18 protein-coding genes are annotated in these 24,071 nt (G+C 70.0%); 6 read left to right on the plus strand and 12 right to left on the minus strand.

Features of this window, described 5'->3' with window-relative positions; genetic code table 11:
• Position 1: 1 nt before the first annotated feature.
• Both RN51_RS04775 and RN51_RS04780 read right to left on the minus strand, forming a co-directional pair.
• Complete coding sequence (locus RN51_RS04775; protein ID WP_231579216.1) at positions 2-3,211, minus strand: LamG-like jellyroll fold domain-containing protein; 3,210 nt, start codon at positions 3,209-3,211, stop codon at positions 2-4.
• 288 nt (positions 3,212-3,499) lie between these two features.
• The gene (locus RN51_RS04780; protein WP_231579217.1) at positions 3,500-4,696 is read right to left on the minus strand and encodes a heparan-alpha-glucosaminide N-acetyltransferase domain-containing protein; all 1,197 of its coding nucleotides are present in this window, start codon (positions 4,694-4,696) and stop codon (positions 3,500-3,502) included.
• A gap of 43 nt (positions 4,697-4,739) precedes the next feature.
• Here RN51_RS04780 and hrpA point away from each other — a divergent pair, with 43 nt between their 5' ends.
• Positions 4,740-8,687 carry an ATP-dependent RNA helicase HrpA gene (gene hrpA / locus RN51_RS04785; RefSeq protein WP_045262903.1) on the plus strand — a complete coding sequence of 1,316 codons (3,948 nt, stop codon included), beginning with the start codon at positions 4,740-4,742 and terminating at the stop codon, positions 8,685-8,687.
• Positions 8,688-8,726: 39 nt separating this feature from the next.
• Positions 8,727-9,671: a quinone oxidoreductase family protein gene (locus tag RN51_RS04790; RefSeq protein WP_045262904.1), complete on the plus strand. Its 945-nt coding sequence runs from the start codon at positions 8,727-8,729 to the stop codon at positions 9,669-9,671.
• Between the two features lie 29 nt (positions 9,672-9,700).
• On the opposite strand, the gene RN51_RS04795 is transcribed toward RN51_RS04790, so the two are convergent.
• From RN51_RS04795 to RN51_RS04830, 8 genes are all read right to left on the minus strand, one after another.
• A complete protein-coding gene (locus tag RN51_RS04795; protein ID WP_045262905.1) occupies positions 9,701-10,309 on the minus strand; it encodes an alkylhydroperoxidase domain protein in 609 nt (202 codons plus the stop codon).
• Entirely contained in the window at positions 10,306-10,962 is a 657-nt protein-coding gene (locus RN51_RS04800) for a CMD domain protein (protein ID WP_045262906.1), read from the minus strand. The genes RN51_RS04795 and RN51_RS04800 overlap by 4 nt, the downstream gene beginning before the upstream one ends.
• The gene (locus RN51_RS04805) at positions 10,959-12,014 is read right to left on the minus strand and encodes a putative FMN-dependent luciferase-like monooxygenase (protein ID WP_045262907.1); all 1,056 of its coding nucleotides are present in this window, start codon (positions 12,012-12,014) and stop codon (positions 10,959-10,961) included. Before RN51_RS04805 ends, RN51_RS04800 begins: the two co-directional genes overlap by 4 nt.
• Positions 12,011-13,627: a dipeptide ABC transporter ATP-binding protein gene (locus RN51_RS04810; protein WP_045262908.1), complete on the minus strand. Its 1,617-nt coding sequence runs from the start codon at positions 13,625-13,627 to the stop codon at positions 12,011-12,013. The genes RN51_RS04805 and RN51_RS04810 overlap by 4 nt, the downstream gene beginning before the upstream one ends.
• On the minus strand, positions 13,624-14,520 hold the full coding sequence (locus RN51_RS04815) for an ABC transporter permease (RefSeq protein WP_045262909.1): 897 nt from the start codon (positions 14,518-14,520) through the stop codon (positions 13,624-13,626). Before RN51_RS04815 ends, RN51_RS04810 begins: the two co-directional genes overlap by 4 nt.
• Positions 14,517-15,497: an ABC transporter permease gene (locus tag RN51_RS04820; protein WP_045262910.1), complete on the minus strand. Its 981-nt coding sequence runs from the start codon at positions 15,495-15,497 to the stop codon at positions 14,517-14,519. Before RN51_RS04820 ends, RN51_RS04815 begins: the two co-directional genes overlap by 4 nt.
• Before the next feature lie 16 nt (positions 15,498-15,513).
• Positions 15,514-17,148: a TIGR04028 family ABC transporter substrate-binding protein gene (locus tag RN51_RS04825; protein ID WP_045262911.1), complete on the minus strand. Its 1,635-nt coding sequence runs from the start codon at positions 17,146-17,148 to the stop codon at positions 15,514-15,516.
• Positions 17,149-17,274: 126 nt separating this feature from the next.
• Positions 17,275-18,666 carry an NtaA/DmoA family FMN-dependent monooxygenase gene (locus RN51_RS04830; RefSeq protein WP_045262912.1) on the minus strand — a complete coding sequence of 464 codons (1,392 nt, stop codon included), beginning with the start codon at positions 18,664-18,666 and terminating at the stop codon, positions 17,275-17,277.
• Between the two features lie 106 nt (positions 18,667-18,772).
• On the opposite strand from RN51_RS04830, the gene RN51_RS04835 reads away from it, so the two are divergent.
• From RN51_RS04835 to RN51_RS04845, 3 genes are read left to right on the plus strand one after another with little or no spacing between them, the layout of a single operon-like run.
• Entirely contained in the window at positions 18,773-19,759 is a 987-nt protein-coding gene (locus RN51_RS04835) for a Gfo/Idh/MocA family protein (protein WP_045262913.1), read from the plus strand.
• 2 nt (positions 19,760-19,761) lie between these two features.
• Positions 19,762-20,742 carry an NYN domain-containing protein gene (locus RN51_RS04840; RefSeq protein ID WP_045262914.1) on the plus strand — a complete coding sequence of 327 codons (981 nt, stop codon included), beginning with the start codon at positions 19,762-19,764 and terminating at the stop codon, positions 20,740-20,742.
• Positions 20,743-20,756: 14 nt separating this feature from the next.
• Positions 20,757-21,332 (plus strand): hypothetical protein, encoded by a 576-nt coding sequence (locus RN51_RS04845; protein ID WP_156149090.1) that lies wholly within the window; start codon positions 20,757-20,759, stop codon positions 21,330-21,332.
• Positions 21,333-21,406: 74 nt separating this feature from the next.
• Here RN51_RS04845 and RN51_RS04850 read toward each other — a convergent pair whose 3' ends face one another.
• Both RN51_RS04850 and RN51_RS04855 read right to left on the minus strand, forming a co-directional pair.
• The gene (locus RN51_RS04850; protein WP_045262915.1) at positions 21,407-22,531 is read right to left on the minus strand and encodes a Gfo/Idh/MocA family protein; all 1,125 of its coding nucleotides are present in this window, start codon (positions 22,529-22,531) and stop codon (positions 21,407-21,409) included.
• Positions 22,531-23,337, minus strand: coding sequence for a sugar phosphate isomerase/epimerase family protein (locus RN51_RS04855; RefSeq protein WP_045262916.1), 807 nt, complete (start codon positions 23,335-23,337; stop codon positions 22,531-22,533). Before RN51_RS04855 ends, RN51_RS04850 begins: the two co-directional genes overlap by 1 nt.
• Before the next feature lie 108 nt (positions 23,338-23,445).
• On the opposite strand from RN51_RS04855, the gene RN51_RS04860 reads away from it, so the two are divergent.
• Positions 23,446-24,063 carry a TetR/AcrR family transcriptional regulator gene (locus RN51_RS04860; protein WP_045262917.1) on the plus strand — a complete coding sequence of 206 codons (618 nt, stop codon included), beginning with the start codon at positions 23,446-23,448 and terminating at the stop codon, positions 24,061-24,063.
• Positions 24,064-24,071 lie beyond the last annotated feature (8 nt).

Here is a 24,071-nt window from a genome sequence, read left to right on the forward strand (position 1 = left end):
GTCACTCACCGATCCGGGTGGTCTTGACCTCGTTCACCCGCACGACGTTCGTGCCGGTCGCGGTGCCGGCCCGGTAGGAGAACACCGAGGGCGAGCCCTCACTCTGCAGCGCCGGGGTCGCGTCACTCGTGGACACCTGCCACGTCGCCGGTTCCGGCTGCCCGTCGGCCCACACCTTGGCGCGGATCGTCGTCGAGGAAGAACCGGTCGTCTCGGTCGACAGATGGAACACGGTGCCTGCGCTCCAGGTCAGCCCCGGCACAGCGGCGCTCGCGATGGCCGTCCCGTTGCGCTGGATCACGACCCAGGTCGCCCCATCCGCACGGTGCCACGCCAGAGCGCGGTAGCCGGCGTCAGCGTTGCGCCGAGAACCCGCTCCGACGTAGACGGTGCCCGACTCCGGACCGCCGGAGAGGGTGTACGACATGGTGGTGGCGGAGTCCCGCACCGACGCATCGTCCAACAGCATCTCCCTGGTCTGCCCGGCGACGAGGTCGATCACGCCGGCACCGTCGGCCACGGAGAGCGCCGTCGACTTCCCCTGCATCGGCGTCCATGCGCCGCCGACCTCAGCGGTGCCCCAGCCGGATTCCACCGCGCGGTCGAACGCGTCGGAGGCCACCACGACATCGGCTACGACGGGAGCGGTCACCACGACCTGCTTCTCGCTCGACGCCGACAGTCCGCTGCTGTCCGTCACAGTCAGCCGCACGGTATAGGTCCCGGCCGCCGCATAGTCATGCGTCGCCGTGGCACCCGTCGCCGACGAGCCGTCGCCGAAGTCCCATGCGTAGCCGCTGATCGACGCTGCACCATCCGCGGTCGAGCCCGACCCGTCGACCGCGACGGTCAGCTCGGTCGCCTGCGCCGTGAAGGCCGCCGTCGGAGCCTTGAGGCCCTTGCCCAGCTGGAAGTGCGAGCGCACCTGGTCCGCGTTCAACGCGAACGGGTACACCGCAGCCTCGTCCAGCGATCCCTTGAAGTAGTTCGACGAAGGAGCAGAGGGCCAGCCCGTGAGCGCGTCTCCCCCGATGCGGAGGTAGGCGGGATCGGTCTTGGCCGTGGTGACCGCGGCATCGGACGCGACGAGCTCGCCGTCGACGTACAGCTTCATCCCGGCCGCGCCCTGCGACACGACAGCGTGATGCCAGACGCCGTCGTTCAGTGCCTTGGTTCCGGCGATCGTGGCTCGGGCCTGTCCGGCGGAGACGCCGAAGGTCAGGGTGCCGCTGTTGGTCATGTAGAGCTGCCGGTCGACGCTCGCGGAGCTCCCCGTCTTAGCCGTTCCGGAGCCGATGAGCATGCCACCGGTCTTCGTCGTGGTCTGGAACCAGATCTCGGAGGAGAACTCGCTCGACACCGGCGCCTTCGCATCGGACGACGCCCGCCCGTTCGTGGTGCCGTTCACCGTGGTCGATCCGGTGCCGCTGTTCTCGATGCCCGCTGACGAGGCAGCGGCGCCCGTGCCGTTCACCGGGTTGTTCGATCCGGCCCAGTCCTTCGAGACGTTCCCCAGCGGGTAGTACAGCGAGGGCTTGTCGGCGAGGATCTTCTTCGAGTAGGCCGAGGCGGTGCCCGCCGTGGCCTTCGCGTTCACGCTCGCGCTCGTGGCGATGTTGCCGTCACGGTCCTTCGCGACAACCGTGTAGCTCTGCGTGACTCCCGGGGTCGCCGTCGGGTCGTCGAGGGTGACCGTCGTCTGCTTCCACCAGGTGCCGTCCGCTGTCGCGGTGGCCACCGGCTCGCTGGCACCGGCCCGGCGCAGCTCGTAGGTGAGGGTCAGGTCGTCGCGGTCCCAGTTCGTGGGGATCGACACCCGGGCGCTGCCAGGGACGGGCGAGGTACCCGCCGTGGGCTTCCATGCCGCGTCGGAGAGCCGGGGCCCGTCCTTCGCACCACCCGGAGGCTTCGTGGAGAAGCGTACGATTCCCTCGAACTGACCGTTGTTGACCGAGCGGAACTCTCCGCCGATCGAGATCATGTCGCCGGCACCCGTGATCGACAGGCCCGCCTGGCCGAGGCCGCTCGTGGTGCCGACCGCGAAGTCCGGAGCCCACTGGTACGGCGACGGAGCGGGGGTGCCGGCCCAGTTGGCGTACCCGGAGTAGGTGTTCGCCGAGAGGGTCCCGCGCGCGTCGGCCGTGTAGGCCTCGGCGTACTGGTACACCGCCGGGTTCTTCTGCGGCTGCAGCCCCATCGTGTTGCAGGAGTGCATGTGGCTGGTCGTGTAGACCACCTTGCCGGTGGAGTAGACGCCGTAGTGATCGCCGTGGCAGTCTGCGATCCACCGCACCGCACCCGTGCCGGCCTCCGCGGCGAACGTGCCCTCGAGGTTGCCCCCGCCGGCCCAGCTCCACCCGGTGCCGTAGACGGTGTTCGCGTCGGTGGCGAGCGCGAAGATGCCCGAGTTGCTGCTGCTGCCGCTGTTCTTCACGACCTTGGAGATGCCCCAGGCGGTGTCGGCGGCACCCGTGGACTTGTCGACCGCTGCGGAACCGCGCAGGCTGCTGCCGTTCACCGCGGAGAAGCGGCCTCCCACGATGACGTTCGTGCCCGCCGGGTCCATCACGAGGGCGTCGACCTGGCGGTCGGCCTGCGGGGCCCAGCTCAGGAGCGCCCCGTTCTTCTGGTCGAAAGCAGCGAGGTTCTTGCGGGCGACGCCGTTGGCCTGGGTGAACAGACCGCCCAGGTAGATGTTCGATCCGTCGGTGGTGATCGCGTAGACGCCGCTGCCGCCGATCGACGGCGCGAACTGCGGGACCAGCTCACCGGTCTTGGCATCGAGCGCCGCGAAGTTCCAGCGGTCCTTCCCGTTCACCTTGTTGAAGGAGCCGCCGATGTAGATGCGGGATCCGTCGGGAGACGCGGCGACCGCCTTGATGACGCCGTTGACCGTCGGGGCGAACGAGGACAGCGCGCCGGAGACGATGTCGTAGGCCAGCACGTTCGAGCGGGCGGTGAGGGCGGTGCCGGGCGCCGCCTTCGGCTCGCGGGCGTTGTCGAACTTGCCGACCGCGTACACCGTCGCGCCGATCGTGGTCTGCGCCCACACGTAGCCGTTGTCGATCTGGACGGTCGGGATCGGATCCGACGTCACGACGTTCTCGTCGCGCTGCAGCTGCGGCGGCATCGTGGGCGGCACATCGGCCGCGGCCGCGGCCGTCGCTCCCACGCCCGACAGACCCGCGATCAGCAGGCCGGCCGTCAGCACTGATGCGACGACACCTCTTGTCCGTCGCCCGAACCGTGTCCGTCGCCCGAAACTCGTGTTCCCCACCGTGACTCCCCAGTCGATGCTGTTCCGAACGCGGCGTCATCCTCCCCCGCGCGCTCGACGACATCGAGGCGGCGAAAGATCGCCGCGACGCGGTGGTGTGAACTCCCCAGTTCGAAACTCCCCAGTCCGACCAGCCATGCCGGTCGGTCGCAGACGCCAGACGGCGTTGCTCCTCCACGCTAACACACCGGTTTCGGCGTGCCCGAGGATCCGTCGACGGGATCAGCGGCGGGGCACGGCCGCCATCGCCGCAGCTCCTCGCCCGACCAGGCGTTCGAGGGGCCCGCGTCCGAAGAACATCGACCAGAGCGTCGTCACGAGCAGCAGCCCGAGTGCCGTCGCCGCCCAGAAGGCGTTGCTCGAGAAGAACCCTCCGGGGCCGCCGACGAGCATCACCGAGAGGACGTGAGCGCTGTATGCCGTCAGCGGCATGGAGCCGAGTGCGCCGAGTGGCAGCAGCATCCAGCGGAGCGGCCTGCTCAGCAGCAGACACAGGGCGATGACGGCGAGCGCGAAGCCGCCTGAGCCGAGGATCTCGGCGGTACCACCACTGTGCGGGTCGACCGCGAACACCGCGGTGAGCACGGCGCGGAGCGGATCGGTCTCGGCGAGCGCCTGCGGATATCCCTCCCAGCCGGACGGTGGGGAGACGACACTGCCGGAGATGGAGCTGCTGTCTGAGAAGGAGGGGCCGCCGGAGAAGGAGCTGCTCCCGAAGCTCCCGGTGAGCCCCGCAGCCTGGCCGATCCCACCCAGTCCGTAGCCGACGGCCGCGAGCACGACACCGATCCCGAGCGCTACCGCCGCCGTGCGCAGCCGCTCGACGTGCAGGCGTCCGAGCGCCATGCCGGCCAGCACCAGTGCCATCCAGACCGTGATCGGATACGTGCCGTAGAGCACGAACCCGATGCCCGCCCCGTAGGGGTTCAGCATCACGGCGTTCAGGAACGCGAGCAGCGAAGGCCCGAGCAGGGCGAGCACCGCGGAGGCAGTCAGCAGCTGCCACGGGCGCCAGCGCAGGAAGGGGATGACCGCGACGTAGAGAAGACCGTAGAGCGTGAGGATCACCGCGATCGGGGTGTTCAGCATCTCCAGTGCCAGGCCGATCACGAAGATCACCGCACCCCGACCGATCAGGTTCAGTCGGATGCTCGGAATCCGCTCACGGTCGGGTCCGGCGCTGCGCCCGGTCATCAGGGCGATCGAGATACCGGCGAGCAGCGCGAACAGGATCGAGGACCGCCCGTGCACCAGGTCGGTCCACGTCGAGGGATCGAGCCACTCGAACGTCTCGGTCTCCCCGATGTGTGCTCCTGCCATGCCCAGGATCGCCAGTCCTCTGGCGATGTCGAGTCCGAGGATGCGCGGCGGCCGTCCGAACTCACGGAACCACTGGACGGGAGCGAGAGCGGTGATCACCCCATGATCGTAGGGGGCGATTCCCGGCATACGATGGAGGGCTATGTCTTCTCCCGTGATCTCCTATCCCCCCGAGCTGCCGGTCAGCGCGGCGAGGGCCGAGATCGCCGACGCCATCCGCGACCATCAGGTCGTGATCGTCGCCGGTGCCACCGGATCGGGCAAGACCACGCAGCTGCCGAAGATCGCTCTCGAACTCGGGCGCGAGCGTATCGCGCACACCCAGCCCCGCCGCCTGGCTGCGCGCACGATCGCGGAGCGCGTGGCCGAAGAGCTGCAGGTCGAGCTCGGCACGCTGGTCGGCTACAAGGTGCGCTTCACCGACAAGGTCTCCGACGCCACGCGCATCGCCCTGATGACGGACGGCATCCTCCTCAACGAGATCCACCGAGACCGTCTGCTCACGCGCTACGACACGATCATCATCGACGAGGCGCACGAGCGTTCCCTCAACGTCGACTTCCTGCTCGGGTACCTGGCCCGGATCCTTCCCGAGCGTCCCGACCTGAAGGTGATCATCACCTCGGCGACGATCGACCCGGAGAGCTTCGCGAAGCACTTCGCCACGCCCGCCGCAGCTGGAGGCGAGAGCACGCCGGCGCCGATCATCGAGGTCTCCGGCCGCACCTATCCGGTGGAGATCCGCTATCGCGGGCCGGTCGAGGATGCGGATGACGAGAGCTCACCGGTCGAGCCGGAGGACGAGGTGTCGGCGATCGTCTCCGCCCTGCGGGAACTCGACCGGGAAGCTCCGGGAGACGTGCTCGTCTTCCTCCCCGGTGAGGCCGAGATCCGCGACGCCGCGGATGCCGTGCGCGGTGCCTATGCGAACGACCGCTCCCCCACCGAGGTGCTGCCCTTGTTCGGTCGACTCTCCGCCGCGGACCAGCATCGGGTGTTCGAGCGCAGCAAGGTCGCCGGTGTGCGCCGCCGTGTGATCCTCGCCACCAACGTCGCCGAGACGAGCCTCACGGTGCCCGGCATCAAGTACGTGATCGACACCGGCACGGCGCGCATCTCCCGCTACAGCAACCGCTCCAAGGTGCAGCGGCTGCCGATCGAGCCGGTCTCCCAGGCTTCGGCCAACCAGCGTTCCGGTCGTGCAGGGCGCACCAGCGACGGCATCGCGATCCGCCTGTATTCCGAGGACGACTACGACAAACGGCCGGAGTACACCGAGCCCGAGATCCTGCGCACCTCACTGGCCTCTGTCATCCTGCAGATGCTGTCTCTCGGCTTCGGCGACATCACGGCGTTCCCGTTCCTCACCCCGCCCGACTCCCGTGGCGTGAAGGCCGCGTTCGACCTGCTCACCGAGCTCGGCGCGGTCGAGGCATCGCGCAGGGACGGATCCCCGCACCTGACCCGCATCGGCCGCGAGATCTCGCGCATGCCGATCGATCCGCGCTTCGCGCGCATGCTGATCGAGGCGGGGCGGGCGGGATCGGGCGGCTCGGTGACGCGGGACGTGCTCGCGATCGTCTCGGGGATGACGATCCAGGACGTGCGGGAGCGGCCGGAGGAGCGTCGGGAGGAGGCGGACCGCCTGCACGCGCGGTTCGTCGACCCGACCAGCGACTTCCTCACCCTGCTGAACCTGTGGAACCACCTGCGCGAGCAGCAGCGCGAGCTCGGTTCGAGCGCGTTCCGTCGACTCTGCCGCTCCGAGCATCTGAACTACGTGCGGGTGCGGGAGTGGTTCGACGTGCACCGTCAGCTGCGCACCCTCGTGAAGACGAGCGACCGCGGCGGGGAGGGCGGGGGCGCGAGCGACCCCGATGCCATCCATCGCGCCCTGCTCTCGGGCCTGCTCTCGCAGATCGGCATCCTCGACGAGCGCACCGCCCCCGCCGGCAAGGCGCACTCCCCCGCGAAGGAGCAGAGGGGCCGGCGCATCGCGGAGTACCGCGGAGCCCGAGGGATCCGCTTCTCGATCTTCCCCGGCTCCGGGCTGCGCAAGAAGAGCCCGCGCGCGGTGATCGCCGCCGAGATCGTCGAGACCTCCCGCACGTTCGCACGCACGGTCGCCGCGATCGACCCGGCCTGGGCCGAGCCTCTCGCCGGCGACCTGGCCAAGCGCCAGGTGACCGAGCCGCACTGGTCTAAGGACGCGGGTGCCGCTGTCGCGTTCGAGAAGGTGACGCTTTTCGGGCTCGAGATCATCCCGCGCAGACGCGTGCAGTTCGCGCGCATCGACAGGGCCGCCTCTCGCGAGCTGTTCGTGCGGCACGCGCTCGTCGAAGGCGAGTGGGATCCGACGCGGATCGACAAGCGGGTGAGCGCCTTCTGGCGCATCAACGCCGAGTTGCGCAGGCGCCTCGAGAAGCTGGAGGAGCGCGAGCGCCGCCGCGACATCCTCGCGGGCGACGAGGCCGTGTTCCGCTTCTACGACGAACGCATCCCGGCCGAGGTGTTCGACGTGCGCTCGTTCGAGAGCTGGTGGCGCGAGGCCATGGCGGCCACGCCGAAGCTGCTCGTGATGCGCGAGAGCGACCTGATCGACGACGAGGAGCGCGCGGATCAGCGCGAGTTCCCGACCCGGTGGACGCAGGGCGATCAGGTGCTCGGCCTCGCGTACCGGTTCGAACCGGGCGCCGACGACGACGGTGTGAGCGTCGTCGTGCCCCTGCCCCTGCTCGCCCAGATCGAGGATCGCGGCTTCGACTGGCAGGTTCCCGGCCTGCGCGCCGAGCTGGTGACCGGTCTGCTGCGCGCTCTCCCCAAGGCGATCCGTCGCCACGTGGTGCCTGCCGCCGACTGGGCGGAGAAGTTCGGTGCCGAGCTCGTCGACGAGGGGCCGGAGTCGCACGGTGGCCTGCCCCCGCGCACGCTCAAGGAAGCCCTCGCCCGTCGCATCCAGCCCCTCGCCAACCAACTGGTCTCGGCCGCGGACTTCGACGACGAGCGGGTGCCTCCGCATCTGCGCATGAACTTCCGGGCGGTGGATGAACGCGGAAGGGTCGTCGGCTCCGGACGTGACCTGCGGGCGCTGCAGACGCAGCTCTCCGACCGCGCCCGCAGCAGCGTCGCCCGCTCGATCGCCTCGCCTCCCCGCTCCGGTGCCCCCGGCGCGAATCGCGGTACTCCGGGCGGTGGAGTCGAACGCATCGCCGCCGCATCGCTCGAGCAGACCGGTCTCACGGCCTGGACGTTCGGGGAGTTGCCCGAGGTGCTCGACACCCGCGTCGCCGGCGGCGTCGTGCGGGGGTACCCGGCCATCGTCGATCAGGGCAAGACCGTGTCGGTGCGCGTGGAATCCACCCCCGATGCCGCGACAGCGGCCACGCGCGACGGCGTGCTGCGGCTCGTGCTGCTGGGCGTCCCCTCTCCGTCCTCGTACGTGCAGGAGCATCTGACGAGCCAGGAGAAGCTGGCGCTCGCCGCCTCGCCGTATCCCTCAGCGGCCGCACTCATCGAGGACTGCCGTGCGGCCGTGGCCAGAAAGGTCATCCAGAGCCTCGTGCCGGAGGGGATCGTGCGCAACGAGGCCGACTTCCACCGGGTGCGGGACGCGGTCTCCGCCGTGCTCGTCGACGAGCTGTTCGCCTGCGTGTCACTGGTCGCTCGCATCCTCACGAAGTCCCGAGACGTCGAGCGCGGTATCAAGTCGCAGAACTCGCTGGCCCTGCTCGGACCGCTGAACGACATCCGCACCCAGTTGAGCGGCCTGCTGCATCCCGGGTTCGTCTCCGCTGCGGGAACCGAGCGCCTCACGCATTTCCCCCGCTACCTGGAGGGGATGCTCGACCGCCTGAAGACCCTCGCGAGCGAGCCGGGCAAGGACCGGGCGCGCATGACGGAGTACGAGCGGATGGCGAAGGCGTTCGAGGACGCGGGCGGCACGATCCCCCTCACCCCCGACGCGACGCCGGCGCTCGTCGAGGTGCGGTGGCTGCTCGAGGAGTATCGGGTGAGTGTGTTCGCCCAGCGTCTGGGCACCGCGCAGCCGGTGTCGCCGCAGCGCATCATGAAGGCGTTGTCCGGCCGCTGACCCGAGACCGCGCCGGCGTACCCCGGGTAGCCTGAACGCATGGCTCGCGCGATCGTGTACACCGAAATCGGCTCCCCCGCTGTCCTCCACCTGATCGAGATCCCGGATCCGGTCGCCGCACGCGGTGAGGTCGTCGTGCGGATCGAGGCGGCGGGAGCGAACCCGATCGACGCCAAGCTGCGGGGCGGCAAGCGCCCGTCCCCGCCGATCACCGAGCCGCGTCCCGTCGGCTTCGACGGCGCCGGCGTCGTCGAGGTGCTGGGCGAAGGGGTCGACGATCTCGTCGTCGGCGACCGGGTGGCCATCCGCGACGGGAACGGCACCTACGCCTCGGCGCTCGCGATCGCGACCGAGAAGCTCGCGAAGCTCCCCGACACGGTCACGATGGCCGAGGGCGCCGGGATCGGCATCCCCGCCGGCACCGCCTACCAGTCGCTGCGGTCGCTGGGAGTGACCGAGCGCGACGTGCTGCTGGTGCACGGCGGTTCCGGATCCGTCGGCCAGGCCGCCGTGCAGTTCGCCGTCGCCTGGGGTGCCACCGTGATCGCCACAGGAAGCCCCGCCCGCCACGACCAGCTGCGCGAGCTCGGGGCGATCCCTGTCGCCTACGGTGATGGTCTGCTCGACCGGGTGCGCGCCGCCGCTCCATCACCCGTGACCGTGGTGCTCGACTGCGCCGGCACCGATGAGGCGATCGAGACCTCGCTGGCGCTCGTCGCCGACCGTGAGCGCATCGCGACGATCGTGCGAGGGCCGGACGCCGCATCCTTCGGCATCCGCGCCTTCTCCGGCGGATCGCCCGTGCCCCTGACCGAGCAGGAGCTCGCCTGGCGTGCCGAGGCCCTGCCCGAGACGATCGCCCTCCTGGACGCCGGCGACTTCACGATCGAGCTCGGCCCTCAGCTGCCGCTCGCCGAGGCGACGCAGGCCCATGAGCTCATGGAATCCGGCGCCGCCTCGGGCAAGATCATCCTGGTCCCGTAGAACAGCTCGTGCCGTAGCGAGAGCGAGGGTCAGGCGGGAGCCACCGGCCGTCCGATCGACAGCATCAGACGGTTCGCCCAGTTGAAGAACGCCGCACCGTGGATCACGTCGGCGACCTCCAGGTCGTCGAGTCCTGCCGCCCGCAGCCGCGCGATCTCCTGCTCCCCGAATGCGCTCGGAGTGTCCGTGAGCGCGACCGACGCGGCCACGATGGCGTTCCAGCGCTCGCCGAGATCAGCGTCGATGCCCTCGTCCAGCAGCAGGTCGACATCCTCGACGCGCTTGCTGTGATGCGCGGCGAAGCGGGAATGCACCGACGCGCAGAACACGCAGCCGTTGCGCCGTGATGCTGCGGTCGCCGCCAGCTCGCGGTCGGCGCGCGGCAGACCCTCGGCGACGTTGTAGAAGATGTCCTTGTCCACGAGTGTCCGCGCCTTGAGAACCTCGGGGTCACGAGCCAGCAGCCGGAAGTAGTCGTTCTTCGCGCGCGCGGCATCGACGAGGCCGTCGTAGTGCCGTGGCGTCAACTCCTCCTCCTCGAGGGGTTCGAGGTGCGGGACCCAGCCGACCTCCCCGCGGGTGAAGGCGTGCGGGTGCGGGGCGTCGTCGTGGCGGAGCACGGTCTGCTCGGCGGTCATGCTGCCTCCTCCTCGGAGACCTCGGTCTGGGCGATCCCTGCGTCGGCGAGCGCGCGAAGCCCGGTGACGACCCTCTGCTGGAAGGCGAGGAACGACGCCAGCTGCGACAGCGTCACGATCCCATCGGTCGACCATCCGGCGTCGAGCAGTCGTCCGAGATCGGCGCCGGACGCCTCGCGCGGTCGGAACAGGAGCAGGTGCGTGTGCGCGAGGGCTGCGGCGAGGCGCTCGCCGATGACGGCGGTGACGGCGTCCGCGGGCGCGTAGCGCTCGCCCTCCGTGTTCTCGGACTGCAGGCCGAGTTCGGTGTAGGCGCCGAACGGACCGCTCGTCGACGCCCCGGCTGCCTCGGCGAGCACTGCGCCCGCCCGCTCCGGATCGGCCTCGCGCGCGCGGGCGGCATAGAACGCCGCTGTCGCGTCGTCGACGCCGGCGAGTCCGGTGGCGAAGGCCGCGACGAGTTCACGCTCCGCCTGCGAGACGTGCGCGACTGTGACCGGCCGGAAGAGGGCGTCGAAGCTCGCCTGCAGCTGCTCCCTGGTGACCGGTCGGCGGCGGCGCAGTTCGTCCAGCTCCGGCGTCACCCCCAGGATCCGGTCCACGGTGTCATCGAACAGGGCGGTGTCATCGTTCAGGACGGTGTCATCGGTCATGCGTTCTCCTTGATTGTCTCGGTTGTCGTGGTCTCGCCCAGGGCGTAGCCGAGGGCCGGCGCGACCTCGTCGGCGAACAGCGCGATCGAGCGCAGCACGTGCTCGTGCGGGGCATCGACCGAGTGCACCTGGAAGGCCACCTCGGTCGCACGGGCGAGAGTGGCATCGGCGGCGAGCGACTCGGCCACCTCTTCGGGTGTGCCCAGATGCGTGTCGAGCGCGACGATCAACTCCTCGATGTCATCGCCGGGAATCGTCTGGCCCTGCCGACGGAACCCCTCCGCCGCTCGCCGCAGGCCGACCTCGGCGAACCGCAGCGCCTCGGCACGGTCGTCCGCGACGAACACGGTACGCGAGGCGGTGATCCGGGGACCAACGCCTGCCGGGAGCGCGTCGAGGTATGCGTCGATGATCGGGTCCTGCAGCTCGGACAGGGGTGCGTGCAGGCGATCCGCCCTGCGCGGCTGGGTGCGAGAGAGCAGAAGTCCGTGTCCGTGGATGCCGGCGCGGTGACCGCCCGGAGCCGAGAACGTGGCCTGCCAGATGCGGTCGGCGAGGTCTCCGGCGTCGGGGTAGAGCGTGTTGCCCGCGCCGACGTCGCGCCCGGCGAGGCCGTCGAGGAGCGTGCGCAGCTTGCGGTCGTAGGTCGGCGCCTTGTCGCGCACGTCCTCCCCGAAGGGCACGAACGACGACGGGGTGCCTCCACTGCCGAGGCCCAGGTCCACTCGCCCCCCGGAGAGCAGATCTGCGACCACGGCATCCTCGGCCACCCGCACCGGGTCCTCCAGCGGCAGGGTGATCACGCCGGTCCCCAGACGGATGTGCCGGGTCACGGCGGCCACGTGCGCGAGGAAGACGAGCGGCGACGGCAATCCGCCCTCGGCCGCGTGGAAGTGGTGCTGTGCGACCCAGGCCCTCCCGATCCCGTGGCGCTCCGCCTGCTGGATCTGCGCGATGGCGAGCGCATACCGCTCAGCGGGCGAGGCGTCGTCGAGCAGACGTGTGAAGAAGGCGACGCTGGGCCCGGTCCGGGCGGTGGATGCGGTGGTCATGCGACGATCTCCGTTCGTCCGGGTACCGCGGCGAGCAGTTCCCTGGTGTACTCGTGCTGCGGGTCGCGGAACAGGTCCTCCGTCTGCCCCTCCTCGACGATCCGGCCGCGGCGCATGACCGAGACCGTGTGACTGATCCTGCGCACGACGGCGAGGTCGTGCGAGATGAACAGGTACGTGAGTCCGAGCTCGGCCTGCAGCGAGGTGAGCAGCTCGAGGATGCGCGCCTGCACCGTCACGTCCAGCGCCGACACCGCTTCGTCGAGCACCACGACCTCGGGGTCGATCGCGAGCGCCCTGGCGATCGCGACACGCTGCCGCTGTCCGCCCGACAGCTCGCGCGGGGTGCGCCGTGCGACGTCCGCCGGGAGCGAGACCCGGTCGAGGAGGCCGAGCGCACGCTCCGTGCGCTCGGCCCGTGAGCCCACGTGGAAGTTCTGCAGCGGCTCGGCGATGATGTCGACGATGCGCTGGCGGGGATCCAGCGAGGCGAACGGGTTCTGATAGACGAGCTGCACACGGCGGCGCAGCTCTCGCAGCTGCTCGCGCTTCGCATGGGTCACGTCTTCTCCCGCGACCTCGATAGTCCCGGCGTCCGGCTGGTGGAAGCGCGTGATGAGCCTCGCCGTCGTGGTCTTCCCCGACCCCGATTCGCCGACGAGCGCGTGGGTTGTACCACGACGAACCCGGAACGAGACGTCGTCCACGGCGCAGAACCGCTCCCTGCCGGCGACGCGGAACTCCTTCACGAGCCCCTCGGCGACGATCGCATACGGGTTCTCCGCCGCGACGGCTGCGGCATCCCGCAGGAACGGCGGGGCGTCAGGACGCCGGAAGCCGGTCGTGAACGCGGGAGCATCGGCGAGCAGCTGACGCGTGTACGGGTCCGTCGGCGCGGCGAGCACCTCCTCGCTCCGCCCCTGCTCCACGATCCGGCCGTCCTTGAGCACGACGAGTCGCGCCGCACGATCAGCGGCCACGCCCAGGTCGTGGGTCACGAGCAGGATGCTGGTGCCCTCCTCGCGCTGCAGTTCGTCGAGCAGGTCGAGGACCTTGCGCTGCACCGTGGCGTCGAGGGCGCTGGTCGGCTCGTCGGCGATCAGCAGGCGGGGTCGCAGGGCGATCGCGGTGGCGATCAGCACACGCTGCCGCATGCCGCCGGAGAGTTCATGCGGATACTGGCGTGCTCGCAGGTCCGGGTCGTCGATGCCGACGCGGTCGAGCAGTTCGATGGCCCGTGCGCGACGCGAGCGCCGATCGCGATGCCCGTGCAGGCGCAGGATCTCCTCGACCTGAGTGCCGACCGGACGCACGGGGTCGAGCGAGGTCGTCGGATCCTGCGGCACCAGGCCGATCTCCGCACCACGGATTCCCCGCAGCGCACGGTCGGACCACCCGGAGATGTCGAGGTCGCCCAGGACGACCGTCCCGCCGTCGACCCGGCCCCCTGCGGGGAGGAGCCCGAGGAGTGCGTGCGCGGTCGTGGACTTGCCCGACCCCGACTCGCCGACCAGGGCGAGGGTCTCCCCTTCGTCGATCTCGAAGGAGACGCCGTGCACGACTTCTCGCCCCCCGTAGGAGACCCTGAGGTCCGATGCGGTCAGAACGCTCATCGCGTCCCCCTTCCGATGCGGTGGCTGATGCGGTTGGCACTGAGCACGACCACGACCACGACCAGACCCGGCAGGGCGGTGAGCCACCAGGCGGTGCCCACGTAGTTGCGACCCTCGGCGATCAGCAGGCCCCATTCCGGGGTGGGCGGCGGGGCGCCGTAGCCGAGGAAGCCGAGCGTCGAGATCGCGAGGATGGCGGTGCCGAACTGCAACGCGGCCAGCGCGACGATCGGAGTCAGGGAGTTGGGCAGCACGTGCCGGCGCAGCACGGCGGAGAAGGTCGCGCCGCTGCCGAAGGCCGCCTCGACGTACTCGGTGCGGCGCACGCGGGCGACCTCGGCGCGCATCAGCCGCGCGAACGCCGCGACACTGCCGAGGCCGACCGCGATCGCGGCGTTGACCGTGCCGAATCCGAGCAGGATGATCACCGAGAGAGACAGCAGCAGCCCGGGGATCGCGAGCAGCACGTCGACGATGCGCATCAGCACGTCGTCGACCACTCCACCCAGGGCTCCGGCGATCGCGCCGAGAACGGTGCCGAGCGCGAGCCCCACCGTGACCGCGATCAGCGCGCCCGAGAGCGAGTGCACGGCCCCGTGGACGACGCGGCCGAACAGATCGCGGCCGAGGGTGTCGGTGCCGAACCAGTGCGCGGCGCTGGGCGGCAGCAGCTTGTCGGCCGGCACGCCGGTGAGCGGGTCTCCGGGCGCGAACACGCCGGGGATGACCGCCCACAGCACCGCGACGGCGACCACGGCGATGGCGAGATACAGACCCCAGGCACGACCTCGGAGCCGGCCGCGGCGGCGCGCCTTCTGCGGAGGTTCGGGGACGATCGGGGCCGGGGTGGAGTCCGGCGCGACACTCGTCGCGGCGATCACGGGGGCGGTCATGCGGGCACCTCCTGAGGCGCCGGCCGCGGGGCAGCTGACGCGGTGGAACGGGTGAGCGTGCGCTGACGCGGGTCGATGAGCGGCGTGACGAGGTCGACCGCGAAGCTGATGACGACGAACCCGAGGGCGGAGAGCAGCACGACCCCCTGGAGCACCGGGATGTCCTGGTTGGCGACGGCCTGCTCGGTGAGCCGCCCGATTCCCGTGCGGCCGAACACGGTCTCGGTGACCACCGCTCCCCCGACGAGCTCCCCGAAGAGCACGCCGGCGATCGTCAGGGTCGGCACGGCGGCGTTGCGGGCGACGGAGCGTGTGAGCACCCACAACGGCGGGGCACCCTTCGCCCGGACCACGGTGACGAACGGCTGCGCCTGCACCTGATCGATCGCTCGGACCAGCACCTGCGCCAGCGGAGCGGAGATCGGCACCGCGAGGGTCAGCACGGGCAGGATCAGTCCGCTGACCGGGTCTGCTCCGACGATCGGCACCCATCCCAACCCGAACGAGAAGACCTGGATGAGCAGGATGCCCAGCCAGAAGACCGGCACCGCCACGAACAGGCCGGGCACCTGGCGAAGACCGTCGCGCAGCCAGGCGAACGGTGCGAGCGACGAGAGCCCGGCGATCAGCACGGCCAGGAGCAGCGCGACCACGAGCCCGAGGGACGCGAGCAGCAGCGTCGCGGGAAGCGCCTCGGCGAGCATCGTCAGCACGGGCGTGCCGAACTGCGTGGAGTAGCCGAAGTCCCCGGCGAGGAAGCCGAGCCCCGCATGCACGTACTGCTCCCACCAGGGCAGGTCCGCGCCGTAGGTGGCCCGGATGCTGTCGAGCTGATCCGGCGAGAGCCCGAGGCTGGGGTCGGAGAACTTGATCAGGATGGCATCGCCCGGCAGCAGCTGCAGCAGGAAGAAGGTGGCCGTGAAGGCCGCGACCAGAACGATCGCGGCCTGCCCGGCTCGTCGGAGGACGAACGTCATCGGAGGACCATGCCGATCAGTGCTCGGCGAGCCAGACGCCGGAGAACGTCGGACGTCCCACGGACTCGAAGGCGACACCATGCACGTAGTCCGCGGTGCCGTACACCTGCGGCTCCTCGAAGAGCGGGATCACGTAGGCCTGCTCGGCGATGTAGTCCTGCACGGCCTGCGATGCGGCGACGCGCTTGTCGGCGTCAGGCTCGGAGGCCACGGCCAGCAGCAGCTCGTCGAGCTTGGCGTCCTTCGAGATCAGCACGTCGCGGTTCTTCGTGAAGTACTGGCTCTTGATCACGTCCAGGTCCGCGCGGCCGACCATCGAGTGGTAGAAGCCGGTCTTCAGCGGATCGCGCGTGTCCTCGGCGTAGCTGCCGGCGTCGCCGGGCTTGACCGAGAGCTCGACTCCGACCTTCGCCAGCTGCTGCGCCACGAGCTCGAGGGTCTGCTTCGACAGCGGCTGCGGCTTCGCCTCGTACACCGTGATGGAGAGGCGCTCCCCGTCCTTCTCGCGGATTCCGTCGGCGCCGGGCTCCCATCCCGCCTCGTCGAGCAGCTTCTCGGCCTTCTTCGGGTCGTAGGCGTAGTGCTTCGACTCGTCCTTGTAGCCGAGTGCCTGGGAGGAGAGCACCGACGTCGCCACCGGGTAGTTCTCGGTGAACAGTGTGTCGACGACCTCCTGCGCGTTCACGGCGGCGATGATCGCCTGACGCACGCGGATGTCCGCGAGCAGCGGGTTCTCGGGACGCAGGGCGATCGAGTTGTTCACGCCGCGGGTCTGCGGCGCGTAGAGGGTGAAGCCCGCGCTCTCGACCCGGTCCTCGTCGAACGCCTGCACATAACGGACGTAGTCGGCCTGTCCGGCGAGCAGCGAGCCGATGCGCACCGAGTCCTCCGGCGTGATCAGCACGTGCACGGCGTCGAGGTAGGGCCGGCCGTCGTTGTCGACGCTGTCGGGTCCCCAGTCGTAGTCGTCCCGAGCGGTGAGCGTGTACTCGGTGCCGAGCTTCTCGCCCGTGACCGTGAACGGACCGGAACCGATGATCTCCTCGGCGTTGCCTGCGCCGAAGTCCTCGATCGTGCCGTCGAGGGTCTCCGGAGACAGCAGACCCGAGTTGATGGTCGAGGTGGCCTGCAGAAACCCGGGGGACGGAGCGGAGAAGTGGAACGTGACCGTGTCGTCGTCGACGACCTCGCTGCTGGCGTAGTTGTTGATCGCCTCGGAGACGGTGAGGCCGCGCTCCGCGTCGCCCAGACCGTAGGTGTCGAAGTTCTTCTTCACGGCCGCCGCGTCGAGCACCGTACCGTCAGAGAAGGTCACGTCGGGGTTCAGGTTGAACGTGTACTCGGTCGCGTCGTCGTTCACGGTCCAGTCGGAGGCGACCCACGGCTCGATCTCGAGGGTGTCGGGGTTCTGCCAGGTGAGGCGGGCCGCGATGTTGTTCACGATGCCACCGTTGGGGTAGAAGCCTGCCTGCGGCGGGTACAGGTTCGTGTACGCCTGGTGCTCGAGGTACGTGAGCGTTCCTCCGGCGACGGGGTCACCGCCCTCGCTGGGCGAGTTCGCCGGGGCGGGCGTCGATGCGCACGCGGCGAGGCTGCCCGCGAGGACGAGCGGCAGCGCGATGGCGGCAGCGCGGATGAGACGACGATTCATGGGTGGGTCTCCAGGTTTCGGGTGTGATGCTTCGGGCTCGGTGCTGTGTGGTGCGGTGCTGTGTGATGCGGTGAGTTCACGGTAGGAATCACGGGCCGCGACGCGCGACCCGGGCGACGCCGGTCGTCATGCGTCGACATACGACGTAATGCGCAGGCGGTCGCGGAGCGTCGCCCCGGCCCTCTCCTCCGCGCTTCGCAGCAATCCGCGACGGCGGAGCTCCGGGGCCGCGATCCGCGTGAACGCCTCGAACTGCGCCGGCTGGAAGGCCGACAGCACGTTGAACCCGTCCGCCCCGCCTTCCTCCCGCCAGGTCTCGAAGTGATCGGCGATCGTTCCGGCGTCGCCCACCACGAAGGCCGCGGGCACCGCGTGCGCGGCGACCAAGTGCCGCCAGGTGAGGGGGTCCGCGTTCCCGTCTCCGGAGATGCGCACACCGGCGATACGGGCGACCCGCTCGACCAGCGCGGCACCTCGCTCCCCCAGGCGCAGGGCGTGCGCAGAGGTCACCGGCGCATCGAACGCGGCCGAACGCAACGGATCGTCGGCAGGCACGTCGAGCGCGTCGGCGAGCGCGGCGACGGTGCGGTTCGGCGGGAACGCGGTTCTGGCCGCCTGGTGGCCCTCGGCGAGCGGCACCAGGGCGAGCAGCCGCTCCACGATGCGCCGGGCATCGGCATCGGCGTCCGCGACGACCGGGAGCACCGGGGCGATCACCTTCAGCTCATCGGGCGAGCGTCCTGCCTCGGCGGCGATGTCGCGCAGCAACCGGCGGGTGGCGACCGCATCGGCCAACGTGGGCGCGGCGGTCAGGGCGAGATCGGCCTCGGTCGCCGCGAGTGCCCTCGACCGGGGCGATGTGCCGGCGTGCACGATCGGGATCCGGCCCTGCGGCGGACGGGCGACGTTGAGCGGCCCCGTGACCCGCACCTGCGCGCCCTGGAAGTCGGCGGAACGGAGTCCTTCCGGATCGATCAGCACTCCACGTTCGGCGTCGGCGATCCAGGCATCCTCGCTCCACGAGTCCCACAGCCGACGCAACACCTCGACGAACTCCTCGGCGCGGTCGTAGCGGGTCTCGTTGTCGGCGTGCGCGTCGCGACCGTGGTTGCCCGCTGCACGCGGCTCGGCACCCGTGACGAGGTTGATGCCGGCGCGGCCACGGCTGAGCACGTCGAGGGAGGCCAGCGAGCGCGCCGTCGTGTAGGGGTCGGCGTAGGTCGTGTTCACCGTGGCGATCAGGCCGATCCGCGAGGTCACCCCTGCGAGGAAGAGCACGGCGCTCACCGGGTCGATGCGGGCGAGCAGATACGGGTCGCGGAACTCCAGGTCGGGCCCCGTGGCGAGCCAGTCGCCGAAGAACAGATAGTCGAGCCCCGCGTCCTCCCCCTCTCGTGCGATGTGGCGCAGGATCTCGGCGTCGTCCGCAGGGTCGCGGTGCGCACCGGGCTGCCGCCAGCCGGACGGATACGCGCCGAGGGTGCGCACCATCGCACCGATGATGAGGGGATCGGTCATGCCCGTCACGGTAGGGGCGGTGGATCCGCCGGTGCCATGGCGTCGATGCCGGGCGTCACGGGATGTAACAGTCCGTCACACCGGGAGCAGCCCCTACGCTGAGACCATGACAGGTCTTCGGTGGGGTATCCTCGCGACCGGCGGAATCGCCGGCGCATTCGCGTCCGATCTGAGAACCGCGGGGCTCGACCTCGTGGCCGTCGGATCCCGCTCACAGGAGTCGGCCGACGCCTTCGCCTCCCGCTTCGACATCCCCCGCGCGCACCCCTCGTACGAAGATCTCGTCGCAGACCCCGGCGTCGACATCATCTACGTCTCGACGCCGCACCCGATGCATCACGAGAACGCCAGACTGGCGCTCGAGCACGGCAAGCACGTGCTCGTCGAGAAGGCGTTCACCCTCAACCGCGCCGAAGCGGAAGACCTGCAGGCGCTCGCCGCCGAGCGCGGCCTGCTGGTGATGGAGGCGATGTGGACGCGATACCTGCCCCACATGGTCCGCATCCGCGAACTCATCGCCGAGGGCGCCCTCGGTGAGATCCGTGCCGTGAGCGCCGATCACACCCAGCTGCTGCCCTCCGACCCCGCCCACCGGCTCAACGCGCTCGAACTCGGCGGCGGTGCGCTGCTGGACCTCGGGATCTACCCGATCTCCTTCATCTGGGACATCCTCGGCGCACCGACCAGCATCCGCGCCGTCGGCCGGCTCGTCGAGACAGGAGCCGACTCCGAGGTCGCCACCGTCATGCTCCATGAAGGCGGGGCGGTCTCGACCAGCCTCTCGTCGTCCCGAGCCGCAGGCCCCAATGTCGCCAGCATCATCGGCACGGTCGCCCGCATCGACATCGACACCGTCTGGTACACCCCGACCACGTTCCGCCTCGTCCTTCCCGACGGCACGGTGCAGGAAAGCTACACCTCCGAGGTCGAGGGCCGTGGCATGCAGTTCCAGGCGCTCGCCGCCGAACGCCTGGTGCGCGACGGCATCCTCGAGGGAGACATCCTCCCGATCGCCGAGAGCGTCGCGATCATGGGCACCCTCGACGAGATCAGGACGCAGATCGGCGTCCGCTACCCCCGCGAGGAGGTCTGAGCATGGCCGAGACCACCGATGCCCGTGTCGCCGTCTACCTCGACTTCGACAACATCGTCATCTCCTGGTACGACCGCGTGCACGGCCGCAACGCCTACGGCAAGGATCGTCAGCGGATCAGCGAGAACCCGAACGACCCGGAGGTCACCGAGCGGTTGAGCCGGGCGATGATCGAGGTCGGCGCGATCATCGACTACGCGGCCTCCTTCGGCACGCTCGTGCTCACCCGGGCCTACGCGGACTGGTCCTCGCCGGTCAACGCCGTGTACCGCTCGCAGCTCGTGGCCCGTGCCGTCGACCTCGTGCAGCTGTTCCCCGCCGCCGCATACGCCAAGAACGGCGCCGACATCCGGCTCGCCGTCGATGCGGTCGAGGACATGTTCCGACTCCCCGACCTCACCCACGTCGTGATCGTCGCGGGCGACAGCGACTACGTGCCACTGGCCCAGCGCTGCAAGCGTCTCGGTCGCTACGTGATCGGCGTCGGCGTGTCCGGCTCGACCGCCAAGTCGCTGGCCGCCGCATGCGACGAGTTCGAGTCGTACGACTCGCTGCCCGGCGTCGTGCGTCCGTCCAAGGTCGCTGCCCCCGTCGCGGCTCCCCCGGCCGAGCAGCCGGCGCTCGTGGCCGAGACCACCACGGAGACGGCGGAGACGGTCACGAAGCCGAAGTCCGCCTCGAAGCGATCGCGCTCCAAGGCCGCCCCGAAGGCGGAGGAAGCGCGCGTCGAGGACAAGGTCGACGACCAGGAGGTGGCGACGCAGCTGCTGGAGCGCGCGCTGCGTCTCGGGCACGACAAGGCCGACGCCGACGAGTGGCTGCACAGCTCCGCGGTCAAGACGCACATGCGTCGCATGGACCCGTCGTTCAGCGAGAAGGCCCTCGGCTACCGGTCGTTCTCCGACTTCCTGAAGTCCCGCGACGACATCGCGGAGCTCGAGGAGACCGGCCACGAGCGCCTCGTCCGCCTGCTCGAGCCCTGAGAGGGAGTCGGCGTATGACCGTTCGCGAGTGCATCGCGCTGCTCAAGTTCCACAAGGTGCCGCTGTCCCCTGGACTCACCGCGTCGGAGCTGCGTGACATCGAGCGCAGCTACGGATTCGAGTTCGGCACAGATCATCGTCGTCTCCTCGAAGTGGCGCAGCCGACCGGCGAGGGCTGGCTGGACTGGAGAAGAGACAGCCCGGAGAGCATTCGCTCCCGACTGGCGTGGCCCGTGGACGGGGTGGTGTTCGACGTCGAGAACGCGGCGTTCTGGCCCTCGACCTGGCCGCAGAAGCCGGATTCCATGGAGGAACGTCGTCTGATCGCGACCGAGCGGGTAGCCACCTGGCCTACTCTCATCCCTCTGTACTCGCACCGCTACCTGCCGGCTGCATCGGATGTCGGCGCCCCCGTCTTCTCCGTCTATCAGACGGACGTGATCTTCTACGGGGTGGACATTCTCGACTACCTCCAGCACGAGTTCGGGCCGCCCGGATCACGACCGCGTTATCAGCCCGCCCGCGCTGTCTCGCCGCAGACGTGCCCGCCCTGGTCGCTCCTCGCTTTCGACGAGGACGTCGTCGACTGACGAGAATGCTGACGACCGCGACGTGGCGGCCAGGACGCGGTGATCCGTTCCTGCGCCGCCACGTGCAGCCGGTGTCAGAGCGTGGCCTCGAACGGATCGAAGTCCGCGGCGATCGATCCCACCTGATCGAGGGTGCTCTCGACCTCGACGAAGCTGCGCGCCTCGGCGGCCTCCTCGATCGAGAGCAGGGTGTCGAGCACGTGGTAGCCGAACTCGCCGGTGGCGACATGCGGGCGCCCTGCGGCGATCGAACGCGCCATGTCGAGCAGCCCCACACCGCGACCGGACAGCACGCCCTCCTGCTCGACGTCGATGATCTCCTGCTGCACGGGCTCCGGCGGGATGAACAGACGCGTGAGCGGACGGGTGATCGAGATCGCACCGCCGAAGGTGTTCGGGTCGGGGATCACGATGGTGCCCTCGGTGCCGGTGATCTCGACGATCCCCTGCCGGACGACCGGTGAGTCGGTGCTGTACAGGCTCTGCGCCTGTCCGCCCTCCTCGAACGCCATCAGCACGCTGAGCGTCGAGGGGATCTCCACCGGGAACTCCTGACCTGCGAGCTCGCCGACCTGCACCCGGCGCGTGGGAGAGCCCTGTAGTCCGAGTGCTGCCACCGAGGCGACGGGCCCGAACACGTGCACGAGTGCCGACACGTAGTACGGCCCCATGTCGAGCAGCGGGCCGCCGCCCTTGGCGTAGAGGAACGCGGGATTCGGGTGGAAGATCTCCGGCCCCGACCACTGGAACGTGGTCTGCGCGAACAGCGGGCGGCCGATGTCTCCGCGTGCGATCGCCCGCTTCGCCGTCTGCACCCCGGGTCCGAGCACCGTGTCGGGAGCGAGTCCGACGCGAAGCCCCGCAGCGTCCGCCTTCTGCAGCAGCCGACGGGACTCCTCACGGCTGACGCCGATCGGCTTCTCGGTCCAGACGTGCTTGCCGGCCGCGATGATCGCCTCGGAGACCTCGACGTGCACGGCCGGGATCGTGAGGTTCACGACGATGTCGATCTCCGGATCCTGGAGCACCGTGTCGACACCGCCGGCACGAGGCACACCGTACTTCTCGGCCTGTGCCTTGGCACGCTCCTCGAGCAGGTCGCCGATCGCGAGAACGCGCACGTCGGGGAAGGTCGTGAGGTTCGACAGGTACTGATCGCTGATGTTCCCGGCACCGATGATGCCGACGCCCACCGCCATCAGGCCGCCACCTTCTCGTCGAGGTAGACCCGGCTGCGCTCGATGGCGTCGAACAGGTCGCCCTCGTAGTGGTCGAACTCGACGATCGCCAGCTCCAGCGCCGGTGCTGCGGCGATGGCCTCGACGAGAGGTACGGACCCCTCACCGGCAGCCACCTGGTCGGCGGGCGGGTACGCGCCTGCGAGTGCGGGGTCGAGCGTGCCGTCCTTCGCGTGCACCGCGATCACCCGGCTGCCCAGACGCTCGAGCAGCGCGACGGGATCGACACCGCCACGGGCCACCCAGTACAGGTCGACCTCGAGCACGACGCGGTCGTCGAGCAGGCCCGCAAGGACCTCCAGGCCGGTGACGCCGTCGAACACGGCCTCCAGCTCATGGGCGTGGTTGTGGTATCCGACCCGCACACCGACGGCCGCACCGATCTCCGCGGCCTCGTTCAGCAGCCGCGCGGTCTCCTCGATCTGCTCGACGGACGCCCAGCGCGCGGGTTCGGTGTAGGGGTCGATGACCGTGCCCATACCGAGCACCTTCGCCGCGGCGAAGACCTCTGCCGGGGACGGGACGGGCACCGTGGTGCCGCTGCCGTCGGGGTTGACGAACGACGGCGACGCCAGGAAGGCGTGTCCGGAGGGCGCGACCAGACCGGCGGCGGTGAGCGCGGCAGCGAGGGGCTCGGCGCGGCGCACGAAGTCGTACGGCTCGACGGCCGTGAAACCTCGGGAAGCCACCGCCTGGAGGGAGGATTCGAGGTCGGCCTCCAGCTCGTCCTTGATCGTGAACAGCTGCAGGGAAGTCCGAATCGTCATCGGTCGTGCTCCTTCGGTCATCGGTGACGTGGCGGGACCTGTGTCCCGTTCAGGCACGCTATCACCAAATACCTCCACACGGAAGTTTTGAATCGCTAGACTGCCCTCATGCCCCTCGACACCCCCGAACCCCCGGAGCCCCCACGGCAGCGCGGGGCCTACGCGAAGGGGATCGCCCGTCGGCAGGAGATCCTCGACCGCGCCATCGAGGTGTTCGCGGAACGTGGCGCCGACCGCACGAGCCTGCGGGCCATCGCGCGCGAGGTCGGGGTCACGCACGCGGCTCTCACCCACTACTTCGGCTCCCTGGAGGAGCTCCTCGTCGCGGTCTACGAGGAGAGCACCGTACCGTCGCGCCAACCGAGCTCTCCCCCGCCCGACGCGACGCCGGTGGAGATGATGATCGAGTCCGCGCGGCTCAACCGTGCGATACCCGGTCTCGTGCAGCTGTACTCGACGCTCGTCGCCACGGCTCTCGAAGAGGGGCACCCGGCGGCGCGGACGTTCGCCACCGGTCGCTTCACGCGCCTCCGCGCCCGACTCGCCGACGTCGTCCGACGCCAGCAGGAGGAGGGGAAGATCCGCAGCGACATCGATCCGGATGCGGTCGCCGCACTCGTCGTGGCGGCTTCGGACGGTCTGCAGACGCAGTGGCTGCTCGACGAGACCGCACCGCAGCACGAGGCGCTCACCCTGCTCGATCGACTGCTGCGACCCGCATCCTGAGCGGCGGT

The organism is Microbacterium oxydans (assembly GCF_000956405.1).
Taxonomy (GTDB): domain Bacteria; phylum Actinomycetota; class Actinomycetes; order Actinomycetales; family Microbacteriaceae; genus Microbacterium; species Microbacterium oxydans_C.

Excerpts from the sequence above, each read along its gene's own strand:
- RN51_RS04820 (WP_045262910.1), bottom strand. The coding sequence starts at position 15,497 with ATGACGTTCGTCCTCCGACGAGCCGGGCAGGCCGCGATCGTTCTGGTC.
- RN51_RS04815 (WP_045262909.1), bottom strand. The coding sequence starts at position 14,520 with ATGACCGCCCCCGTGATCGCCGCGACGAGTGTCGCGCCGGACTCCACC.
- RN51_RS04795 (WP_045262905.1), bottom strand. The coding sequence starts at position 10,309 with ATGACCGCCGAGCAGACCGTGCTCCGCCACGACGACGCCCCGCACCCG.
- RN51_RS04850 (WP_045262915.1), bottom strand. The coding sequence starts at position 22,531 with ATGGCGGTGGGCGTCGGCATCATCGGTGCCGGGAACATCAGCGATCAG.
- RN51_RS04805 (WP_045262907.1), bottom strand. The coding sequence starts at position 12,014 with ATGACCACCGCATCCACCGCCCGGACCGGGCCCAGCGTCGCCTTCTTC.
- RN51_RS04810 (WP_045262908.1), bottom strand. The coding sequence starts at position 13,627 with ATGAGCGTTCTGACCGCATCGGACCTCAGGGTCTCCTACGGGGGGCGA.
- RN51_RS04800 (WP_045262906.1), bottom strand. The coding sequence starts at position 10,962 with ATGACCGATGACACCGTCCTGAACGATGACACCGCCCTGTTCGATGAC.
- RN51_RS04825 (WP_045262911.1), bottom strand. The coding sequence starts at position 17,148 with ATGAATCGTCGTCTCATCCGCGCTGCCGCCATCGCGCTGCCGCTCGTC.
- RN51_RS04860 (WP_045262917.1), top strand. The coding sequence starts at position 23,446 with ATGCCCCTCGACACCCCCGAACCCCCGGAGCCCCCACGGCAGCGCGGG.
- RN51_RS04790 (WP_045262904.1), top strand. The coding sequence starts at position 8,727 with ATGGCTCGCGCGATCGTGTACACCGAAATCGGCTCCCCCGCTGTCCTC.
- RN51_RS04835 (WP_045262913.1), top strand. The coding sequence starts at position 18,773 with ATGACAGGTCTTCGGTGGGGTATCCTCGCGACCGGCGGAATCGCCGGC.
- hrpA (WP_045262903.1), top strand. The coding sequence starts at position 4,740 with ATGTCTTCTCCCGTGATCTCCTATCCCCCCGAGCTGCCGGTCAGCGCG.
- RN51_RS04845 (WP_156149090.1), top strand. The coding sequence starts at position 20,757 with ATGACCGTTCGCGAGTGCATCGCGCTGCTCAAGTTCCACAAGGTGCCG.
- RN51_RS04830 (WP_045262912.1), bottom strand. The coding sequence starts at position 18,666 with ATGACCGATCCCCTCATCATCGGTGCGATGGTGCGCACCCTCGGCGCG.
- RN51_RS04840 (WP_045262914.1), top strand. The coding sequence starts at position 19,762 with ATGGCCGAGACCACCGATGCCCGTGTCGCCGTCTACCTCGACTTCGAC.
- RN51_RS04855 (WP_045262916.1), bottom strand. The coding sequence starts at position 23,337 with ATGACGATTCGGACTTCCCTGCAGCTGTTCACGATCAAGGACGAGCTG.